The sequence below is a fragment of the Sulfidibacter corallicola genome (assembly GCF_017498545.1).
In the GTDB taxonomy this organism is placed as follows: domain Bacteria; phylum Acidobacteriota; class Holophagae; order Acanthopleuribacterales; family Acanthopleuribacteraceae; genus Sulfidibacter; species Sulfidibacter corallicola.
On sequence record NZ_CP071793.1, the window covers coordinates 2844946 to 2864560 of the forward strand.

Below are 19615 nucleotides of genomic sequence, written 5' to 3' on the forward strand. Positions count from 1 at the left end.
GTCCGAATCGTCCGGATCGAACCGGCGGCCCAATCGGGTGCCCCCTCGCAAACCACATCCGTGTTTTGTTATTCGCTCGAGAAAGGGCACGAAAAAGCGGTGCGGCATACGATGGCACCGCGAACAACACTTGTGGATTCAAGCGTTTGACCGAAACCCTTTCTTTTTTCGGTGACCTGCGAACAGCAACGCCGGTGCCAAAAACACAAACCACTCAAAACAAGACAGTTAGATATTCCCAGCCACAATTTGGCACGAATTCGGAGCGATTGCGGCGGAATAATTTGCCCGCCAAAACGAGATTCGTCACCCATCGAGGAAAGATTTGCACAGCGGAAAAAGATGCCGCCAGGGCATGCGGAGCACGGCGGCATCGGAAAAAAACGGCCTTTTGCACCATACTTTTCGAGGATGTCGGCCTCCATCGGGAATCGAGGATGGTTGGACGGGACTGGCCCCGACCCGATTCCGCAAAAGATGGAGGAATGGTTCATGGGCGCCACCATCTTTGCCATAATCACTCCACTGAAGTCGGCCCGCCACGGGTTCGCGAGGGCCGACCCAATCGATCCCGCGTCCCATGGTGGACCACCAGGAGCAGCGACCATGTCCCCGACGATCGAAACCGCGAAGCGCTGGCACGACGAGCCCATGAGCGAACTCACGACCTGGCTTGCCGCCGCGTGTCGCCGTGCGCCCATCGGCGGCGTCATCACCTGTCAAGCCCCCGACCCGGATTTGTTTCCCGGCGCCTACACGGGTGAACGCCTCGATCACGGCGGACGGACCCTGCGCCACCGCTCGCTGCGCGCTTGGCTGGATCTCGCCGAATCCCATAACTGTCGCCTGCTCACGCCGCGGCCGCTCGACGCTAGGAACCCGGACGACCGCGATTTCGTCCAGTTTCGGTTTCAGGTCCTGAACCCTCTGGCCTCCTGGCACCGAAACGCCCCCTCGGGAACCGAGAAATACGGGGCCGACTCCCATTTCGCCCGCATCGACAAGCTCGAGGAGCCCGAGTTCCTGCAGGCCTACGACCGCGCCCTGGATCACTGCCTTCCGAAGCGGGGCGGACGGGTGCTCAACCTCGGTATCAATCGCGGTGACGAATGGCAACCGCTGCTGGAGCGCGAATCCCCGGATCAGGTGTCTCGATGGACGCTGGTGGGCGTCGACCACAGTGCCACCGCCATCGCGGCCTGTCGGCATCGCTTCGGCAACTCCCGCTTTCAATTCCATTGTCACGACATCAACGACCTCGCCGCTCTGGAATTGGGCCGTTTCGACCTGATCGTCTCCATCGGCACGCTCCACAGCCCATCCATTTCGGGTCACCGCATCCTGGAGCGTCTGGTCAAAGAACACCTGCATCCCAAAGGCGCCCTGATCGTCGGCTTTCCCAACTGCCGCTACCACGACGGCGAATGTAAGCTCGGTACGGTACCGAAGGGCGCCAGTGAACCGGAGATGTCGCCGTTGTTGAAAGAGGTGTTCTTCTACCGCCGCTACCTTCAACAACACCGGTTTCAGGTGCATATCAGCGGCAAATACTACTGGTTGCTCTACGCGCGGCGCGGTTGATCCCGAACCGCAACTCCGGATCGGGCGTTTTTGCGACCGTCGCAGACCCCGGCGGCTCGGTCGAATCGCGCCATGCCAGCCGTGCCAGTTCTGCTACTATATAATCTTAAGTATTGAACGAAATGACAAACCAGTGCCCCTCCGGAAGCGAGATAATTTCCAGGTTCGGAGATTCCCTCGGCGAACGCGCATGCGATCACCCATCTACAATCGGCTATCCGAAACGCAGGAAACCATCCGTCGCCCACACATCGCAAATTCGTCCATCATGAAAATCCGGTTAAAGATCCCTTCACTTCAGCTCCGCCGACACATATCACCCCTTATCATCCAAGATCATTTATTTCAAAGCTTTGTAGATATCAAACCCCACACCACAAGTTTAGACTCGGGAATGCGCTTCCGAGGATCCTTGCCGATTGTGAAGAATTGGTTAAAATAGGAGCCTTCCCCACCGCGCGCCATTCTTTCGAGCCGATTTCGGCATCCTTGGCGCCGCTTTTCCGACCCCGTGACAAGGAGCACCGCACCCATGACGCAACCCATTCGTTTCATTCTCAATGACCGCGACATCGAAACACGGCTTCCCGCAGGCATGGTGATGCTCGACTTCATTCGCAAGCAACGTCGTTTGACCGGAACCAAAATCGGCTGTCGGGAGGGCGATTGCGGTGCATGCACGGTGTTGGTCGGAGAGTGGAACGACGGAGCCATGGTCTACCGATCGATGACTTCATGCCTGATGCCCCTGGGCAACGCCCACGGTCGCCACATCGTGACCATCGAGGGACTGAACACCGACGACCTGACCCCCTATCAGGCCGCCATGGTCGCCGAGGCCGGGACCCAATGTGGCTTTTGCACGGTCGGTTTCATCGTCTCCTTCGCCGGCTTCTGTCTCGGCGACGCCGAACCCAACCGCAAGAACGCCATCGCGGCCGTCGACGGCAACATCTGCCGATGCACGGGTTACAAGTCCATCGAGCGTGCCGCCGAATCTATCTCGACGCAGTTGACGAACCGTCCCGAGCAAAATCGCCTCGCCTGGCTGGTGGAGAACGGCTACCTCCCCACCTATTTCGCAACCCTTCCTCAACGCCTGTCCGCGTTGGTCGCCGAACTCGCACAGCCGAAACAGGAAGCGACGCACCAGGTGGTCGCCGGTGGGACCGATCTCTTCGTGCAACGTCCCGAGGAAATGGCGGAGACGCCGCTTCGCCTGGTGTTCGATCATCCCGAATTCAACGGCATCACGGTCCAGCGCAACCGCTGCATCATCGGCGCTTCGGCCACCGCCGAAGACCTGCGCCAATCCGAGTTGATGAACCGCATGTTTCCCCACATGCAGGGCTACATGAAACTGGTCAGCTCGACGCCCATACGCAACATGGGTACCGTCGGTGGAAACCTGGTCAACGCCTCGCCCATCGGCGATCTGACCGTCTTCCTGCTGGCCAACGACGCCCACGTGACCCTCGAAAATGGAGACCAGCTCCGCGTGGTGCCGCTTCGCAACTTCTATAAAGGGTACAAGACCCTGGATCTCCAATCCGGAGAGCACCTGCGCTCCATCTCGTTTGCCATCCCCGAGAAAGGCACGCTGTTCAATTTCGAAAAAGTCAGCAAGCGCACCCACTTGGACATCGCATCGGTCAATTCGGCCATGCGCCTGGACATGAATGGGGAAACCATTCGCGAGGCCCATCTTTCGGCCGGCGGTGTCGCCCCGATTCCCTTCTTCCTCGCCAAGACGCGCGAGGTCCTGGTCGGCCAACCCATCACGCCCGAGCTCGTGCACGCGGCGGCGACCACCGCGGCCGCCGAAGTCAGTCCGATCAGCGATGCACGCGGCACCGCCGACTACAAACGACTCTTGTTGAGACAACTCATTTACGCTCATTTTTCGGTGGTGGCACCGGAGCAGGTTGAACTGGAGGCGGCCCGATGAAAAATATCGATTCGCGGAGTCACGTTCGCGGTGAAAGCATCTATGTCGACGATATTCCGGTGCGCGAGGGCACCCTGTACGGGGCCGTGTTCGGCGCGCCTCACGCCCACGGCCGCATCACCGCGCTGGATACCGCCAAGGCGGCGAATGCCACGAATGTGTTCCGGGTCCTGACCGCCGCGGACATTCCCGGCGAAAACCAGATCGGCGGCATCATTCCGGACGAGCCCCTGCTCGCGGCCGACGCCTTTCATTTTCAGGGTCAGCCGATCGCGATCGTGCTGGCGGAGAGCGAGGAGGCGGCACGCGCGGCGCTTTCGCTCATCCACCTGGAATTCGAGCCCCTTCCCGTGATCACCGACCCACGCCAAGCCCGGGCCCAGGGAGAACTCATCCAACCTCCACGCACCTTCAAGCTCGGCGATGTGGACAGTGCCTGGACGAACTGTACCCACATTTTCGAGGGCCGCGCCGAATCGGGTGGCCAGGAGCACCTGTACATCGAAGCCCAGGGCGCGTACGCCTACCTCACCGAACAGGGCGGACTGCAGATCTTTTCCTCGACCCAGGGTCCGACGGCGGTCCAGCGCACCACCACCCGGGTGCTGGCTATCGGCATGCACCAGATCGAAGTGGACGTGACCCGGTTGGGCGGCGGCTTCGGCGGGAAGGAAGATCAGGCCACGCCCTGGGCCGTCATGGCCGGGCTCGGCGCCCTGTGCACCCGTCGCCCGGTGAAAATCGTGCTGCATCGCTTGGACGACATGCGAATGACCGGCAAGCGCCATCCCTACAGCTCGGATTTCAAAATCGGTCTCGACGGCGATTTCAAGATCCTGGCCTACGAGGTCACCTTCCATCAAGACGCCGGGGCGGCGGCCGACCTCTCCCCTGCTGTCATGGAACGCACCCTCTTTCATTGCACCAACAGTTATTTCGTGCCGAACGTGCGCGCCACCGCCTACTCCTGTCGCACCCACCTGCCGCCCAATACCGCGTTCCGGGGATTCGGCGGCCCCCAGGGCATGTTCGTGATCGAGGCCGCGATCTGCAAGGCGGCGGAAGCGTTGGGTGTCAAGCCCGCGCAAATCCAAAAACGGAACCTGCTCGAAGAAGGCGACGCCTTCCCCTACGGCCAAACGACGAGCGGCTGCCGGGCACTCGCGTCCTGGAACCAGTTGGAGCGCAGTCAAGGTACCGCCGAGCTGGAAGCCGGGATTGCGGCCTTCAACGAAACCAACCGTTTCATAAAAAAGGGCCTGGCCTTCCAGCCGATTTGCTTCGGTATCTCCTTCACCAAAACGCACATGAACCAGGCATCGGCCCTGGTCCACATCTACACGGACGGCACCGTGGGCATCAGCACGGGTGCCGTGGAGATGGGCCAAGGCGTCAATACCAAGATGCTTCAGGTGGCGGCCGAGCTGTTCTCGATCGAACCCTCCCGCATCAAAATGGAGACCACCAACACGACGCGCGTGGCCAACACGTCGCCCACGGCCGCCAGCTCCAGTGCCGACCTGAACGGCAAGGCGCTGGAGAAGGCCTGTCACTGCTTGCGGGACCGGCTGTGTCACACCGCTGCGGGTATCCTGGGTCATGGTCGGGCCGATCGGATTCAACTTCGCGAAGAAAAGGTGTTCGACGGTGACATGGAAACGGATCTGAGCTGGGCCAAGCTGGTGGAGGGCGCTTATTTCCAGCGGGTCAGCCTCTCCCAACAGGCGCATTACGCCACTCCGGGCCTGCACTTCGACACCGAGACCGAAAAAGGCGAACCATTCGCCTACCACGTCTACGGTACCGCCGCACTGGTCGCGGTGGTGGACGTCATTCGCGGCACCTACCATTTCGAAACGGTGCGCCTGGTTCACGACTTCGGCCGGAGCATGAACAAGACCATCGACCTCGGCCAGGTGGAAGGCGGCCTGGTCCAGGGCATCGGCTGGATGACGATGGAGGAGCTGCTGTACAACGAAGAAGGCCGCCTGCTCTCCAACGCGCTTTCCACCTACAAGGTCCCCGACATCTACGCCGTGCCCGAGGAGATCGCGGTCGAGTTCCTCGAGACCGAGGGCTCTCCGCTGGCCCTGCTCAAGTCGAAGGCCGTCGGCGAACCCCCGCTGATGTATGGACTGGGTGCCTACTTCGCGCTGCGTGACGCGATTCGCGCGTGGCGCGACACCGCGGATTTGCCGCTCGCGGCGCCGATGACGCCCGAACGGGTGCTGATGGCCCTGCATGGTCCGCACCCGGTCAAGCCGGTACCCGAGGAATCTCCGGCAATCGCCGCTCAGGAGTGAGGTGGCCGTGACCATCCGCGACATGGAGGCATTCGAAAAGCGAGGGGGAAGGTGGCGGTGACCGACGAACGGTTCGAATTCGCACGCCGACGGCTGACCGCCGGCGAGCCGGTCGTGCTGATGCTGGTGGTGTCCGTCAAGGGCAGCACACCGGGCAAGCCGGGCTTCAAGGTGGTCGTCGACCGCCAAGGCGGTCACCGCGGTACCATCGGCGGCGGCATCATGGAGCTCAACCTGTTGGATCGGGCACGCGAGATGTTGGCGGATGGGCAACACAGGCCCGAGCTGGTGACGCAGGTTCACCACAAGAACGCTCCGCTCGAGCAGCAGTCGGGCATGATTTGCGCGGGCACGCAGTGGTTGCTGCTCGTGCCGATGACGCCGGCCGACCTCCCGAGCCTGGCGAACATCTGCACCAGCTTGTCCGAAAATCGGCCGGGTCTTCTGGAAATCGATCCCGGTGGATGGCGGTTCGTGGAGGGCGCCTCGTCCCCTGAACGCCACGTGTGGCGCGACGCGGCGGAGCAGCCGTGGCAGTGGCGCGAGATCCTGGGCATGCCCGACACCGTGCATGTCATCGGCAGCGGTCACGTGGGCCTGGCGGTGTGCCGTACCCTGTCGCTGTTGGATCTGCGGGTGGTGGCCTACGACCACCGAGCCGAAGTGGATACCTTCACGAACAACACCTGGGCCGCCAAAAAGGTCTGCCTGCCCTACGAGGCGTTGGGCGACCACATCGAGGAAGGGCCCTACTCGTACGTCGTCATCGTGACGACGGCATTCCACACCGACGCCGCGGCACTTCAAGCCGTGATCCACAAGGATTTGCGCTATCTCGGTCTGATGGGATCGGCGGCGAAGATCCGCGAGATCTATCGAACCCTGAAGGCGGCCGGTACACCGGAAGACCTGTTGGCCAAGGTGCGCGCACCGATCGGCATTCCGATCGGGCCCGAAACGCCGGCCGAGATCGCGGTCAGCATCGCGGCCGAGATCGTTCAGGAGCGCCGTCGGCCGCCGGGCGAAGCACGCACACCGGCGCGGCCTGGATCTTCGTGAATAACGATTGAAATGTCGACCCAGCGTCCTGGGCGGGGCCGACACCTATCGGGCATCACGCCGCTCTGGAATTGCGGGTACTCCCGGGGTGGATCGCTTTGAATGGTTCATCGGGCCGATGAACCTACCGGGTACCGCCACTCCCTCAATATGCGGGCACTCCCGGGATGGATCGCTTCCAACGGTTCATCGGGCCGATGAACCTACCGGGCACTGACTCGCCCTCAGTATGCGGGCACTCCCGGGATGGATCGCTTTGAATGGTTCATCGGGCCGATGAACCTACCGGGTACGGCCACTCCCTCAGTATGCGGGCACTCCCGGGATGGATCGCTTCTAACGGTTCATCGGGCCGATGAACCTACCGGGCACTTCTGGGATGGATCGCTTCTAACGGTTCATCGGGCCGATGAACCTACCGGGTACGGCCACTCCCTCAGCATACGGGCACTCCTGGGATGGATCGCTTCGACATGTGGGCCCAGCGTCCTGGCGGGCACGGCACCTACTGCAGCGCCGACCCCATGGACTTACGGGAACCCCTCGGAGGGATCACTTCGGCCAAGTCATCCGGCGGACGCAGCTACAGGCACCAGGCCCCACTTCGACTGCGGGAACGACCGGGAAACCCCGCTTCGGTCAAGAGGCGCTCCTGCGGAAGACGGCCATCTGCGTCGGCGGACCGAAGACCTCGTGCCGCTCGCCGATCGGCGCGAATTCCACCTGGTAGCCGTGGCGTTGCGCCACGCCTTCCGCCCAGGCGCGAAACTCGGCCCGCGTCCACTCGAAACGGTGATCGGCGTGGCGCAGGGTCCCCTCCGGCAAGGTTTCGAACGTGGCGTTGTACTCGACGTTGGGCGTCGTCACCAGCACCAGCCGCGGCATGGCATCGCCAAAAACGACCCCTTCCAAATGGGTCAGGCGCTCCAGCTCCATGTGCTCGATGACCTCCATCAGGCAGGCCGCATCGAAGCCCCGCAAGCGATGATCGCGGTAGAGCAGGCTTCCGTGAATCAACGTGACGCGCTCGCGATAGGCGGGCGCCAGATGCTCCAGCTTCAGTCGGCGGGCGGCGATCTCCAGGTCGCGGTGGTTGACGTCCAAACCCAGGACCCGCTTGAACTGCTTGTGGCGCAGGAGTCCCTGCAGCAACCGCCCCTCGCCGCACCCCAGATCGGCCACGCTCTGCGCCCCCTCCTGCGCCAAGGTCGCCATCACCGTTTTCATGCGCAGCTCGTTGAGGCTGATCTTGGATTCCAGTCGCTCCTCGCGGGTGGGGGTCGCCTCTTCGGAAGCGTCTTCCGGTTCGGCCTCACCCTCGCGGAGCCGGTCCAAGGCGATCCGCGTCAAACTGCGACGGTCGCTCAGGTACCGCCGGGTGATCAAGTCGCGAGCCGGGTGATCGGCCAGCCAGCAATCGCCGTGGTGAAGCAGCTTCTCGATTTCCTGACGATCCACGTAGTAGTGCTTTTCGCGGTCCAACACCGGAATCAGGACGTAGACGTGGCTCAGGAGATCCTGCAAGCGACACGTTTTGGTCAGGGTCACGGTGAAATAGGGGCTGTCACCCCACTCCGGGAAGTTCGCATCCAGCGGATGTCCTTGGGCTTCCACCCCATAGCCCAAGGGCTCGAACAGATCGCGCAGCAACGCCTCCCCGCCGCGACAGGGTATCGCCGAGAAGGTGACGGTCAGCGGCAGGGCCCGGTCCGGCAGCTCCGGCTTCGGATTGCAGGTTCCCGACAACGCGGTTCCAAAGACTCGCGAAATCGCGGTGCTCAGAAAAGACGAGGCAACGTAGGGTCGATCGTTGACATAGTGCTGCAGCGATCGAGCGGTTTGCGGCGGCGCCTTGAACGAGCGCACCAAATCGATGGGATCGATGTCCAGCAGCAAGGCGGCCGTGCACCGCTCCGGCTCGGCCACCGGATAGAAGACGTGGGCCTTGCCGAAGCTGAGTTCGAAGGTCTGGAGCCGATCCGGGTGCTTGTGCAAAAGGAATCCCAGATCGGTGGCGGGCGCAAGGGTGTTGGTTATCGTCATCAACATCTGGATCCTCCTTTACAAACGCGGGTCGACCGGCTGAGATTCAAGCGCCAGAACGCCAAGCGAACACTCGTGGACGCGCCGCAACGGCTCGCGTCGCACGAATCGGGTCAGGCCTTCGATCCCCAGCACGAACTCGCGAAGTGCGGTGCGTTGCTTGTGGTGAAGGCGCCGTTGACGCAGCCTGGCGAGGTTTTCGGGTAGGTCGTAATCGGGCCCGTAGATGATGCGCAGATAGGCCCGACCACGGCATTTCACCGCGGGTTGGATCAGGTGCTGCCCCGGTCGACGACTGACGAACGACATCGGCTTGACCACCATCCCCTCCCCGCCTGCCTCGGTCAGTTCGGTCCACCAGCGGATCAGGTCGGCCTCCGCCTCGGCATCTTCCAAATCGACGATTCGGTGACGGGTCCGGGTCAATATCGGATCTCCGGTTTCAGCCAGCCGCGCCAAGGTGCGCATGTGCCACTCGTGCGACTTGTCGGCATGGACACCGCCTTCACTGGCGAGCAGGTGGAAGGGTGCCAGCCGCAGGTCGTCCAGGTTGTCCACACGCCAACAATAGGGTTGATAGGCGTCGTGGAAGCGCTGTGCGTTCTCGGCTCGTCGAGACCAGGCCGCAGCCAACGCCTCGGCCGCCACCCCGCGGTCGAGGGCACATTTCAGGGCCTCGGCCCCCTTGGCGAGGGATACATTGGCCGCGCAGGCCACGCTGCCGTACTGGTTCTTCAGCAGATCGAGGCCTTTGGCGGACCAGGGCATCAGCTCGCAATCCAGCGAGAACCAGTCGCTGTTCAAGGATGACCACAGGTCGGCCCGCGTCATGGCCGCACCCAATCGTTCGAGCAGTTCGGTTTCCATTTCGGGACGCGCGAAGAACGATCGACCGGTGCGGGTGTAACAAACACCGATGGCGCCCGATTCGACCCCGAACCGGCGTCGCGCCGTTTCCGCATCGCGACAAATGTGGACCACCGCGCGCGAGCCCATGTGTTTTTCTTCGCAGACCACCTGGGGTACCTCGCATTTGCGGTAGTAGGCCAGCGCCTCCGCGGGGTGCTCCAGGTATCCGGGCTGTTTGCTGGTTTCGGAAGGCGCCATGGTCGGCGGCAGGTAGATCAACCAGCGGGGATCGACCGCGAATCGACTGAGCGTCTCCATCGCCGCCATCGCATGCTCCTCGCGAATCATGACGTTGTAACCCAATTCGCTGGTCACGCTGCTCACGAGTCGCTTACCCAGGACGTCTTCGATGTTCAGCAGCCGATCCTCCTGCTGTTGCACGGACAAACCGGTCTCACGCTGATCGTCCAAGGGCTTGACCGGTTCGTAATAGACCTCCTTGGCGGGCACCTCGACCAAATCCCGCTCCGGCCAACGGAGCGCGGTCAGCTTGCCGCCGAACACGCAGCCGGTATCGATGCAAATGGTGCGGTTGAGCCACTCGGCATAGCGCACCGGGGTATGACCGTAGACGACGGAGGCCTTGCCGCGATAGTCGCGGGCCCAATCGTAGCGAACCGGCAACCCGTATTCGTCGGTCTCGCCGGTGGTTTCGCCGAAGAGGGCGAAGCTCCGCACCACGCCGGACGCACGCCCGGCGTAGGCTTCCTTCATTCCCGCGTGGGCCACCACCAGGCGGCCACCGTCCAAGACCATGTGACTGACGAGCCCGTCGATGAACCGCACGACCCGCTCACGAAAGGCATCGCTTTCGGTTTCCAGTTGCTCCATGGTCGCCGCCAACCCGTGGGACATTTTGGCGTTGGCGCCGCGGAGCTTGCGCGATAATTTGGCCTCGTGGTTGCCGGGCACGCAAAAGGCGACCCCCTGATCCACCATGTCCATGGCCAGGCGCAGTACCTTGTGGCTGGCCGGCCCACGGTCCACCAGGTCGCCGAGGAACACCACGCGGCGACTCTCCGGTGGGCTCACCCGGTAGCGGGGCTCGTGGTCCGCGTCACCCGGCTCCAGGTCCACCGCGTAGCCCAGCTTCCCAAGCAGGGCGACCAGTTCGTCGAAACACCCGTGTACATCGCCGATCAGGTCGAAAGGACCGGCTTCGTGACGGTAGTCGGTCCACATCCGATCGCGAACAATGGCGACGTTCTCCACGTCTTCCGGCGTGCGCAGGACGTACACCTGGCGGAACCCCTCGCTCTTCAAACGCTTGATGGATCGACGCAAATCACTGTATTGGTTGCGGATGACGTGCGGACCAAAATCGCGATTGGGCCGGTTTTCGTTACGTGCGTAACACAGGTCACGGGGCATGTCCAAAACGATCGCGACCGGCAGGACGTGATGCTCGCGCGCCGTGCGAATCAACCGCTTGCGCCCCTCCTGTTGGACATTGGTCGCGTCGATCACCGTCAACTTTCCCAGGGACAGGCGCTTGGAAACGGTGTAATACAGCAGGTCGAAAGCGTCCGCCGAGATTTCCTGGTTCGTTTCGTCATCGCAGACGAGCGCGCGGCACCGGTCGGAAGATACGATTTCGGTTTCTAAAAAATGGGTGCGGGCAAAGGTGGATTTGCCACTGCCCGAAGTGCCGACCATGGCCACGAGCGATAATTGAGGTATATGAAGCTTCATCAGTGACTCCTGTTCGGTCCGCGATCACCACTGTCGGCCTCGGGTGAGGTTCAGGGCTAAATTTTAGCCCGCGCGGCACCCAACCCGTTCCGAGATCTGGGTCATCGTGGACTCTATGGATGGTGGCGCTCGAGGAACAGGCCTCGGGCGCGCTCCGGATTCGATCCGGACCCGATGTAGCTCGGAAGTCATCCTACGCCCACAAAAGTCTACCTGTCAACTTTTAGTAGTTTTTTATTCGTCACACCCTCCACTGCAAAAAAAAGGCCGATCACCTGAGCGTGACCGGCCTTGACGCTGTTTCGATCTGTGTTTCGATGAGTGGTGTCACCGAGGAACTTGCTTGCAGAGTTCGGTTTCGGGCGGCCGAATCCCGGGCAGCGCATGCCTGGAACTCATTCGCGAGTATCGATTCGGCGAGAGCGCGGTCACCGAAGGTTATTGATTGGCGACGGGTGACAAGAGAACGGGAGCTCGGGTGAAAAAGAACCGATCAGTCGAACTTCACGGTATCGCGCACGGCCGGTTCGTCCCAGACGCGGGCGATGATGGTGTCGCCGCTGAAGGGGATCGAGAGCAGCGAACCCCAGAAAATGTCGTCCGCGTCGGTCTCGTCTTCGACACCCTCGGTGTCGGCATCCAGGGCCACAAGATCGAGCGAGATGAAGTCGAAGATCTGTGCGTCGCTCTCGCCGAGATCGAGCTCCATCGTGGTGCTGGCGGGACGCATCCAGGAACGACGGCGGAATTGTTTCAGGCGGCTGTTGGCCGGCAGGTTGGCGTGACCCTGGACGTACTTGAGCGCGTTGAGCCGGTGGGATTCCATTCGGGTCTGGCCCAAACCGAAGCGGACGCGGAAGCTGTCGCTGGGCGCGCCCAGTGCACCTTGGTAGTCGATCCACTCGCTGGTGGACTGCTGGACTTTGAGGTAAATGGTGCGCTCACCTTCGACCCAGCGAACCACCGAAACCGCATCGGAGGCGGCCGCGAGGGTGACACCTCGGGGCGGGGTTTCCTCGAAGGCAATCGCCAGGTGAATCGGGGAGCTGCCGGGTGCGACGCGGGTTCGGCAGAGGGTCGCGCCGTGGTCGAGGGTCATGGCGATGTAGATCGGGTTCTCGGTGGATGCCGGGGCAAAGGCGTCGTCCCTGATCTGGGCCAACAGGAGACCGGCCTGTTCACAGGCACCGCCGACGAAGACGTCGGTCACGGTGGTGCGGATATCGACGGAGGAGGAGGGCGGGGTGACCTGGCTGTAGGCACGACCGATGAGGGTGTCGCTGCTGAACGCGATCGCGAGGAGTTGGCCCCAGAGGATATCGGTGTAGTCAACCTCGGTTTCGACACCTTCGGTCGAGGCGTCGAGGGCCAGGGGATCGAAGCTCAGCAGGCTGTTGGGAGAAGGCATCGGCTCCAGGTTGGTTTGGGTCAGATCCACATCGTATTCGGTGCCGACCGGCTCCGGATGGGTCACATCCTTGGTGGGGAAGGGCAGGTTGGCGCGGCCATCCAGGTAATCGGACTCGTAGTGTTCGCGATACTCCTCGCCACTCAGGCCGAGAGTGAACTGCACACGCTGGTCGGGGTGGGGCGCGGAGACTTGGCCGTTGATGCGCAGCCAGTCGGACGAGGAATCGGTGACCTTGAGCCAAATCGACGGTTCACCAGCCACCCAACGCACGATGGACACGGCGGTGGGCGCGGCGGTCAGCTCGACCGTATCGTCACTCATGAGCTCGGCTGCCAACGGCAGATAGATGGGATCGCCCCCTGGCTGAACGCGCGTGTCACACAGTTTCACGTTGTGGTCCAGACGGAAGTGGAGGTAGACCGGATTCGCTTCGGAGGCGTGAGCGAATTCATCGCCGGCCACCCCGAAAAACTGAATTCCGGCGCGATCGCAAGTTTGGGCAAGGTTGATATCTTGTACGGTGGTTCGAATTTCAATGGCGGCGAAGAGGGTGCAGGAAAGGAAGCACACCAGGCAAAGGGTCATTAACTTACGCAAGAACATATCATTTCACCTTCGACGAGTGGATTTTGCGCAAGGCGACAGCCGACGGATCCGTTCGCACCGTGGCGATGATGCGTGACGGTGGAATCGTTCACACAGAGAGAGACAACAAGACGTCCAAGCGACGCGTCAACAAGTCACCCTGCGCACCTACAAGCCTAATTCCGAGCCAATTTAGGGACAATAGACCCAAAGTCATGTTTTCCGGTCAGGAGTCACGGTGCCCGGAAGGAGGCCACCCGTTCGCCTCACGGCGTTCAGGGCCACGAGGCTACCGCGCCGGGTTGCAGCAAGGCAGGCCCGCGTCCGGCCTCGCCCAAGCGACAGCGCCGCGGCCTCTCCCAGCTACCCAGCTTCACCCGTCCGCCCCGCCCACATCCAGGCGAGGCATCGCACCTACCGCGACTTGGCGGAGAGTGCCATGGGGGCCAATGCCTTTCCGCGCAGAGTCACACGATCGATGGCGCCGTAAGCGGTCGCCGATTCGAGGGGATCGCGGTTCAGCAGCAGGAGGTTGGCCACCTTGCCCGCTTCGACGGTGCCCACGTCCTTCTCGAGACCGAAGGCGCGGGCGCTGTCGCGTGTCGGGACGGCCAACGACTTCGGCAAGGGAAGCCCGGCCTCGGCCAGCCGCTGAATTTCCAAGTAAAGGTCCAACCCTTCTGGTTGTAAATATTTTCAAAATAGATCATTGCTTTAAAAATATAGATTTTTGGTTAAAATTACGATCCATTTTTTAGTCAATTTAGTCGATTCTAGTGCGGACCTATTCGAGCTCTGCCGAACTTGTCATGCGGGAATGAACGTATCGGAATCAAGCCCATAGGGTTTAATTACTTAGGTTGTAATGGGTCCTGATTCTGGGTCTTGAGTTCGAGTGGCGGTTGGTTCAAGCCGGGTTTCTTGTTCCGAATGGGTGGGCTGGAATTCGGGAGGAACCATGCATTTGACACATTTGAACCTTCGCACCAAGTTTTTGGTGATCTTTTTTGCCCCTATTTTCCTCTTGGGCTTTTACGTCTGGGGCAGTCTCTCCTCGACGCTCAGTGTGAAACGGGATGCTGAAGCCGTTGTCAACCTGGTTTCCATCGTCAACCTAATTCAAACAGCCGTGCATTGCCTTCAAATCGAACGCGGCTTCACGGCCGCTTATGCCTCCAATCGGGATCCGGCGGTTGGCAAAAAACTTCGCCAAGCCCAAAACAATTCAAACAAAGCCTTGAGTGAAATGGAGCTATCCTTCAAGCGATTAAAAACTTATTATCATCATCACCCTGACGTGCTCGCTCATCTGAACCGGGGGATTTCGAAATTGGAAAGCTTGCAGGATTTGCGATCACGAGTCGCAAATCAGCAGGCCGACGCGGGTACGACGGTGAAGTATTACACGGCCGTCATTGGCCATTTGATCAAGTTCACCGGCCTCAGCCAGGGCGTGACCAACAACCCTGAATTTGAACGCCAGTTCAGAGCCATGTTCAACTTCAGCAATATGAAAGAAATGGCTGGCATTCAACGGGCCGTATTGGCGGCTGCCTTCAATACCGACAGCATTTCGAAAGAGGGTTACCTACGTGTCATTCGCCTCAACAATACCGAAAAGATCAATCGGGACTACTTTTTGATGTTTTCCAACACGGAGGTGGTCGACCATTTCGAGAAGACCACAAAGAGCCCTGCATTTGAATATCCCCAAACCTTCATTCAGGTGTTTGTCCAGCGGGGGGTTGACGGCGGCTTCAATCAAGATTCGGTAGCGTGGATTCGGGCGCAAACTGCCAAAATCGATTTATTGCGAGAAGTAGAAACCTTCAACGCAGAAATGATGATCAATCGTGCCAACGCCTTGGCCAACGCGTCCAAAAGCGCCTTTCTGTTCGAGGGCATCTTCGTGGCTCTGGGCATCCTTTTCCTTCTGGGCATCATCATCTTGTTTACCAGGATTTTGTCGGGCTCTCTGGGAGAAATGGTCACGTTTCTGGAAACCCTAGCGAAGGACCGCGACCTTTCCATTCGGTTCTATCGCAAGGAACAAGATGAAATCGGCCAGGTGGCGATGGCTTTGAACTCGTTGATCTCCAAATGGGACCACGTCATGAGTGAATTGTTCCAGGCCGCCCACACGTTGGAAACCGCATCAGGTGACCTCCAAGGGGTTTCGGAACGCATGAACCAGCACTCAATCGATCTCGGCCATCGGGCAACCGAGGTGGCCAGTGCGGCTGAGGAAATGAGTTTTTCCATGCAATCGGTGGCGGCGACGACCAAGGAAGCCAAAAACAATTTGGAAACGGTAACGCACAACACCAATGAAATGCAATCGACCATAAACGATATAGCGACAAGCTCTTCCAACGCCCGTGATGTGGTCATCCATGCTCGCCGCAACGTAAACGACGTCAACGATGGTTGTTCGATCCTAGCCCGCGCCGGCATCGAAATCGGTACGGTCGTCGGTATCATCTTGGAAATTGCGGAGCAGACCAAACTCCTGGCCCTCAATGCCACCATTGAAGCGGCCAGAGCCGGTGAGTCTGGCCGGGGATTTTCCGTCGTTGCTTCCGAGGTCAAGGAGCTGGCCAGGCAAACCAATGAGGCAACGGACAACATACGGGGAAAAGTGGACACGATTTCGGTGAAGACCAAAAAAACGGTCAGTGATATCCAGGCCATTAATACCATCATGGAAAAAGTGATGAACCTGGTATCCAACATTGCCTTGGCGGTCGAGGAACAGTCGGGATCGATAAACGGCATCGCCCAGAATATCCAGGGTGCCAACGATGGCTTCAGGGAGATCTCATTGAACATCGACCAAATGGCTGGAGTTTCTCTGGAAATCGCCAAAAGCACTTCCGGCGTGCGCGGCCACCTAAGTAATTTGCAGAAAGATAGTACCCAAATAGAAACCAATGCTCGAGCCTTGGAAAAACTCAGTAAATCCCTCACCACACTAATGAATGATTTCAAGTTTTCCCAAAGAGAGGTTGACAGCGTGGTTCCCTGAAAGTGGGTCACGGCCATCCTTGCATTCCCACCTTTTCCCGGTCGAGGTGGCCTCGAAATGGCGCGAATTTGCGCCCGCGCAAAGAAGAAACGCCCCGGTTCGGCCATCATGGATGCCCCCAAAGAGCCCAAAAACAGAACAAACCCGGCTCGACACCACAACCTTCGGGAGCGCCCATGCACACGAGAACCCTGTTCTTACTGATTTCGATCAACCTCTGCCTCGCGGCTACCCAAGCCCAGGACAAGTCCGAGCCGGATCACGCCCATCACCATTCCGCCAATCCGGCTGTCTCCAAAGGTCACGAAGGCGTCGGCGCCCTTTCCCCCGAGCTGCGATCCGTCTTGTCCGAGGAAATGAAAATGCTCCAGGATGCCGTGGAGAAGATCCCCGGGCTTCTGGCCCAGGGCGAGCACCATGAAGTCGCGGTGGCCGCCCACCGCATGCAGAACGGTTTCATCCTGAAACAGAAACTGACCGCGGATCAAATCGCGGAGCTGCACGCCAAACTACCCGAGGATTTCATTCGCCGCGACCAACGGTTCCACCAATTGGCCGGCAAACTTCACGACGCGGCGCACGACGACGACAGCGAATTGAGTCTCTACTACTTCAGCCGCATGCTCGAGAGTTGCGTCTCCTGCCACGCCACCCACGCGGGAGAACGGTTCCCGAAGCTGGTGCCCAAGGTCGCAACGCAGCCGCACCATCATTAGGCCGACGTCCAGCATATTCGGTTCGAACGCACCTCTCGGTCAGCCCGTCAGGGATCCTTCGACGTGCCCGCGATGGTGGCCAGGGCGTTTCGGTCCAGGATCCGCACGCGGCGCCGTCCCACCTCCACCAGGCCGTCCGCCTTCCACCCCTGCAGGATGCGGCTGACGCTGTACAGGGTGGTCCCGATCATTTCGGCCATATCCTGACGGGACAGGCCCTGGACCTCCCGTGTCAAACCCGATGCGGCGGTGGCGCTCAGGTCCAGGAGCCGCTTGGCCAAACGGCGATCGATCGAGCCCAGGGTCCAATCGCACAAGCGGTCCTGGACATCCAACAGACGCTGCGAGACAAAGCGCAACGCCGCCACCAAGACCGTCGGGTGGGCCTGCATGAAGTCGAACAGCAGCGGCCCGGGCCAGGCGTAGGCGCGACTCGGCAGAATCGCCTCGGCGGTCACGGGATAGGTGGTGCCGCTCCAGGCAGCCACCCCGCCGAACATCTGTCTCGGCTGAACCAGGCGCGGAATCACCTGTTTCCCGTCCGCAGTGATCTGAGCCAGTTTGACCTGGCCATGCAACAAGTAGAAGCAACGGTCGGCCGCGCCGCCCTGCCGGAAGAAGAGTGCGCCTCGATCCAAGGAGACGATGGTCGCCAAACGCGCCAACTCGGCCCGAGCCTCGTCGTTCAAACCGGCAAACAGGGAAAAGGTTTCGTCAGCGGTCATCGCCTGCCCACCTGCGCAAAACCAAACACCACCTCCCCGCCGTGGCGCACGGGTTCCCCCAGCGCCGACGTCAGCCCAAGGCACCCATGCCGAAAAAGACCTGCTTCTTCAGAAAGCGGTAGACCCAATAATCCTCCGGAATCTCTTCATCCGGCAAATGGTGACTGTGTCTGGGTTTGATGCTGTCGATTTCCGAGAGCGCATCGCGGGTACTGTAGTCCTTGGCGCCGTGATCCCGAATGAAGGAGGCCAACTCCTGCGGATGCTCCAAAATCACGCAACCCTTGGTGCGATCCTTGACGAAATCCTGGAAGCCGCGCAGATAGGCGCTCTCGTTGATCGATTTGAACATGTCGCGATCGTTGTCGACCACCCGCTCCTTGGCGAACGAAAGCGGTGGGCAGGGTTCGATGCTGCCTTCCGGCCCGATGTGAAAACCCAGCCCGGTGGCAGCGGGGCAAAAGGCCTCGCCCTCGGCGGTCCAGTAGGTGTCGATCAGAAGGATTGGATGTTTGCGCCGCAGACGAAGCAGGCGGCGCCGCATTTCGACGATCTGTTCCTTCTGCATGCAGTACTCGGGATGCGGCTCCTCGCCGACGGGCCGGTAGATGTAGTACCACAGGTACATGGCGCCGCGATCGATGAACATCCGCACGTACTCGTCGGACATGACCTCGTCCATGTTCTTGCCGGTGGCGGTGGTCGCGAGGCCGTAGAACAGCTTGTGCCGCTTCAACAAATCCAGCCCTTCCATGATCTTGGCAAAAACGCCTTCACCTCGGCGTAAGTCGTTCTGCTCCTCCATCCCGTCGATGCTGATGAGTGGGGTGACATTGCCCAGCCGACGCATGCGGGCCACGTTTTCTTCGGTGAAGAACATGCCGTTGGTGATGATCTGGAAATAACAGTCGGAATGGCGCTCGAGAATGTCGAACAAGCTTTTATGCAGGAAGGGTTCGCCGCCGAGCAGCGTGTAGTAGTAGGCCTTTTGGCGTTTGCCGCTTTCGATGATCGCGTCCAGGTCATCGGTGCTCATGTGGCGCGCTTTTCCGACCTTTTCGACCCAGCACCCCTGGCAACGCAGGTTACAGGTATTGGTGAGCGCCACGAACATGAACGGCGGATAGAGTACGTCGTTGGCCAGGCGTTTCTTGTAGGCGTGAATCGCCTTCATGCCCTTGAAACCATAGAGATAGGCTGCCTTGAAAGCCACGTTGGGAGCCAGGCCGGTCGCCATGCGGTAGGCGTACTTGAACAACATCGAAGATGTCCTCCGTGAAACGGATTGAAAGCCGGGGTGCCTTGGGTCGGCCCTATCTTAGCAAAGGTTGGGGACCTTTCGGTCCCAGGTGTCGGTTCGAGTGCGCCGATCCCATTCCCTGACGCCTGATACCCGACACCTGATTCCGGGCCCATCCACCCGATCACCCCGAATGAAGACCCATCGTCATCTGGATGGATCCCTCACCCTTCACACGTAGCAGACCCATCCAGAGTTTCGCGCAAACCAAAGATGGCGTTTGGGACCTCAAGTCCCAGTGTTGGGTGCCCAGCTCAAAAGCGTTGGCCACCATATCCTGACACCTGACACCGGGCCCATCCGCCCGACGACTCCGGT

Annotated in this window: 13 protein-coding genes; 6 read left to right on the forward strand and 7 right to left on the reverse strand. The window is 60.5% G+C overall.

Annotated elements, in window-relative coordinates; all coding sequences use genetic code 11:
• Window positions 1-68 precede the first annotated feature (68 nt).
• Window positions 69-515: a hypothetical protein gene (locus tag J3U87_RS08205; protein ID WP_237382554.1), complete on the reverse strand. Its 447-nt coding sequence runs from the start codon at window positions 513-515 to the stop codon at window positions 69-71.
• Window positions 516-606: 91 nt separating this feature from the next.
• On the opposite strand from J3U87_RS08205, the gene J3U87_RS08210 reads away from it, so the two are divergent.
• The 4 genes from J3U87_RS08210 to J3U87_RS08225 all read left to right on the forward strand — a co-directional run bounded on the left by J3U87_RS08210 (window position 607) and on the right by J3U87_RS08225 (window position 6891).
• Window positions 607-1581: a class I SAM-dependent methyltransferase gene (locus J3U87_RS08210; protein WP_237382555.1), complete on the forward strand. Its 975-nt coding sequence runs from the start codon at window positions 607-609 to the stop codon at window positions 1579-1581.
• A gap of 532 nt (window positions 1582-2113) precedes the next feature.
• The gene (locus tag J3U87_RS08215) at window positions 2114-3529 is read left to right on the forward strand and encodes an FAD binding domain-containing protein (RefSeq protein WP_237382556.1); all 1416 of its coding nucleotides are present in this window, start codon (window positions 2114-2116) and stop codon (window positions 3527-3529) included.
• The gene (locus tag J3U87_RS08220) at window positions 3526-5832 is read left to right on the forward strand and encodes a xanthine dehydrogenase molybdopterin binding subunit (RefSeq protein WP_237382557.1); all 2307 of its coding nucleotides are present in this window, start codon (window positions 3526-3528) and stop codon (window positions 5830-5832) included. The genes J3U87_RS08215 and J3U87_RS08220 overlap by 4 nt, the downstream gene beginning before the upstream one ends.
• 57 nt (window positions 5833-5889) lie before the next feature.
• Window positions 5890-6891 carry an XdhC family protein gene (locus J3U87_RS08225; RefSeq protein ID WP_237382558.1) on the forward strand — a complete coding sequence of 334 codons (1002 nt, stop codon included), beginning with the start codon at window positions 5890-5892 and terminating at the stop codon, window positions 6889-6891.
• A 639-nt stretch (window positions 6892-7530) separates the two neighbouring features.
• On the opposite strand, the gene J3U87_RS08230 is transcribed toward J3U87_RS08225, so the two are convergent.
• The 4 genes from J3U87_RS08230 to J3U87_RS08245 form a co-directional block, all read right to left on the reverse strand.
• Window positions 7531-8940 carry a 3' terminal RNA ribose 2'-O-methyltransferase Hen1 gene (locus tag J3U87_RS08230; RefSeq protein ID WP_237382559.1) on the reverse strand — a complete coding sequence of 470 codons (1410 nt, stop codon included), beginning with the start codon at window positions 8938-8940 and terminating at the stop codon, window positions 7531-7533.
• A gap of 12 nt (window positions 8941-8952) precedes the next feature.
• The gene (locus J3U87_RS08235; RefSeq protein ID WP_237382560.1) at window positions 8953-11535 is read right to left on the reverse strand and encodes a polynucleotide kinase-phosphatase; all 2583 of its coding nucleotides are present in this window, start codon (window positions 11533-11535) and stop codon (window positions 8953-8955) included.
• A 493-nt stretch (window positions 11536-12028) separates the two neighbouring features.
• Window positions 12029-13549: a hypothetical protein gene (locus J3U87_RS08240; RefSeq protein ID WP_237382561.1), complete on the reverse strand. Its 1521-nt coding sequence runs from the start codon at window positions 13547-13549 to the stop codon at window positions 12029-12031.
• A gap of 396 nt (window positions 13550-13945) precedes the next feature.
• Window positions 13946-14194 (reverse strand): amidohydrolase family protein, encoded by a 249-nt coding sequence (locus J3U87_RS08245; protein WP_237382562.1) that lies wholly within the window; start codon window positions 14192-14194, stop codon window positions 13946-13948.
• A gap of 295 nt (window positions 14195-14489) precedes the next feature.
• On the opposite strand from J3U87_RS08245, the gene J3U87_RS08250 reads away from it, so the two are divergent.
• Window positions 14490-16556 carry a methyl-accepting chemotaxis protein gene (locus J3U87_RS08250; protein ID WP_237382563.1) on the forward strand — a complete coding sequence of 689 codons (2067 nt, stop codon included), beginning with the start codon at window positions 14490-14492 and terminating at the stop codon, window positions 16554-16556.
• A 176-nt stretch (window positions 16557-16732) separates the two neighbouring features.
• The gene (locus tag J3U87_RS08255; RefSeq protein WP_237382564.1) at window positions 16733-17272 is read left to right on the forward strand and encodes a hypothetical protein; all 540 of its coding nucleotides are present in this window, start codon (window positions 16733-16735) and stop codon (window positions 17270-17272) included.
• A 47-nt stretch (window positions 17273-17319) separates the two neighbouring features.
• Here the strand turns inward: J3U87_RS08255 and J3U87_RS08260 are convergent, their stop codons facing one another.
• Both J3U87_RS08260 and J3U87_RS08265 read right to left on the reverse strand, forming a co-directional pair.
• Window positions 17320-17997, reverse strand: coding sequence for a Crp/Fnr family transcriptional regulator (locus J3U87_RS08260; RefSeq protein ID WP_237382565.1), 678 nt, complete (start codon window positions 17995-17997; stop codon window positions 17320-17322).
• 70 nt (window positions 17998-18067) lie between these two features.
• On the reverse strand, window positions 18068-19258 hold the full coding sequence (locus tag J3U87_RS08265; RefSeq protein WP_237382566.1) for a radical SAM/SPASM domain-containing protein: 1191 nt from the start codon (window positions 19256-19258) through the stop codon (window positions 18068-18070).
• Between the last annotated feature and the right edge of the window lie 357 nt (window positions 19259-19615).

Bases quoted from the DNA above. Each gene is read 5' to 3' on its own strand.
- J3U87_RS08205 (WP_237382554.1), bottom strand. From the start codon at position 515: ATGGCAAAGATGGTGGCGCCCATGAACCATTCCTCCATCTTTTGCGGA.
- J3U87_RS08210 (WP_237382555.1), top strand. From the start codon at position 607: ATGTCCCCGACGATCGAAACCGCGAAGCGCTGGCACGACGAGCCCATG.
- J3U87_RS08215 (WP_237382556.1), top strand. From the start codon at position 2,114: ATGACGCAACCCATTCGTTTCATTCTCAATGACCGCGACATCGAAACA.
- J3U87_RS08220 (WP_237382557.1), top strand. From the start codon at position 3,526: ATGAAAAATATCGATTCGCGGAGTCACGTTCGCGGTGAAAGCATCTAT.
- J3U87_RS08230 (WP_237382559.1), bottom strand. From the start codon at position 8,940: ATGTTGATGACGATAACCAACACCCTTGCGCCCGCCACCGATCTGGGA.
- J3U87_RS08235 (WP_237382560.1), bottom strand. From the start codon at position 11,535: ATGAAGCTTCATATACCTCAATTATCGCTCGTGGCCATGGTCGGCACT.
- J3U87_RS08240 (WP_237382561.1), bottom strand. From the start codon at position 13,549: ATGTTCTTGCGTAAGTTAATGACCCTTTGCCTGGTGTGCTTCCTTTCC.
- J3U87_RS08250 (WP_237382563.1), top strand. From the start codon at position 14,490: ATGCATTTGACACATTTGAACCTTCGCACCAAGTTTTTGGTGATCTTT.
- J3U87_RS08255 (WP_237382564.1), top strand. From the start codon at position 16,733: ATGCACACGAGAACCCTGTTCTTACTGATTTCGATCAACCTCTGCCTC.
- J3U87_RS08260 (WP_237382565.1), bottom strand. From the start codon at position 17,997: ATGACCGCTGACGAAACCTTTTCCCTGTTTGCCGGTTTGAACGACGAG.
- J3U87_RS08265 (WP_237382566.1), bottom strand. From the start codon at position 19,258: ATGTTGTTCAAGTACGCCTACCGCATGGCGACCGGCCTGGCTCCCAAC.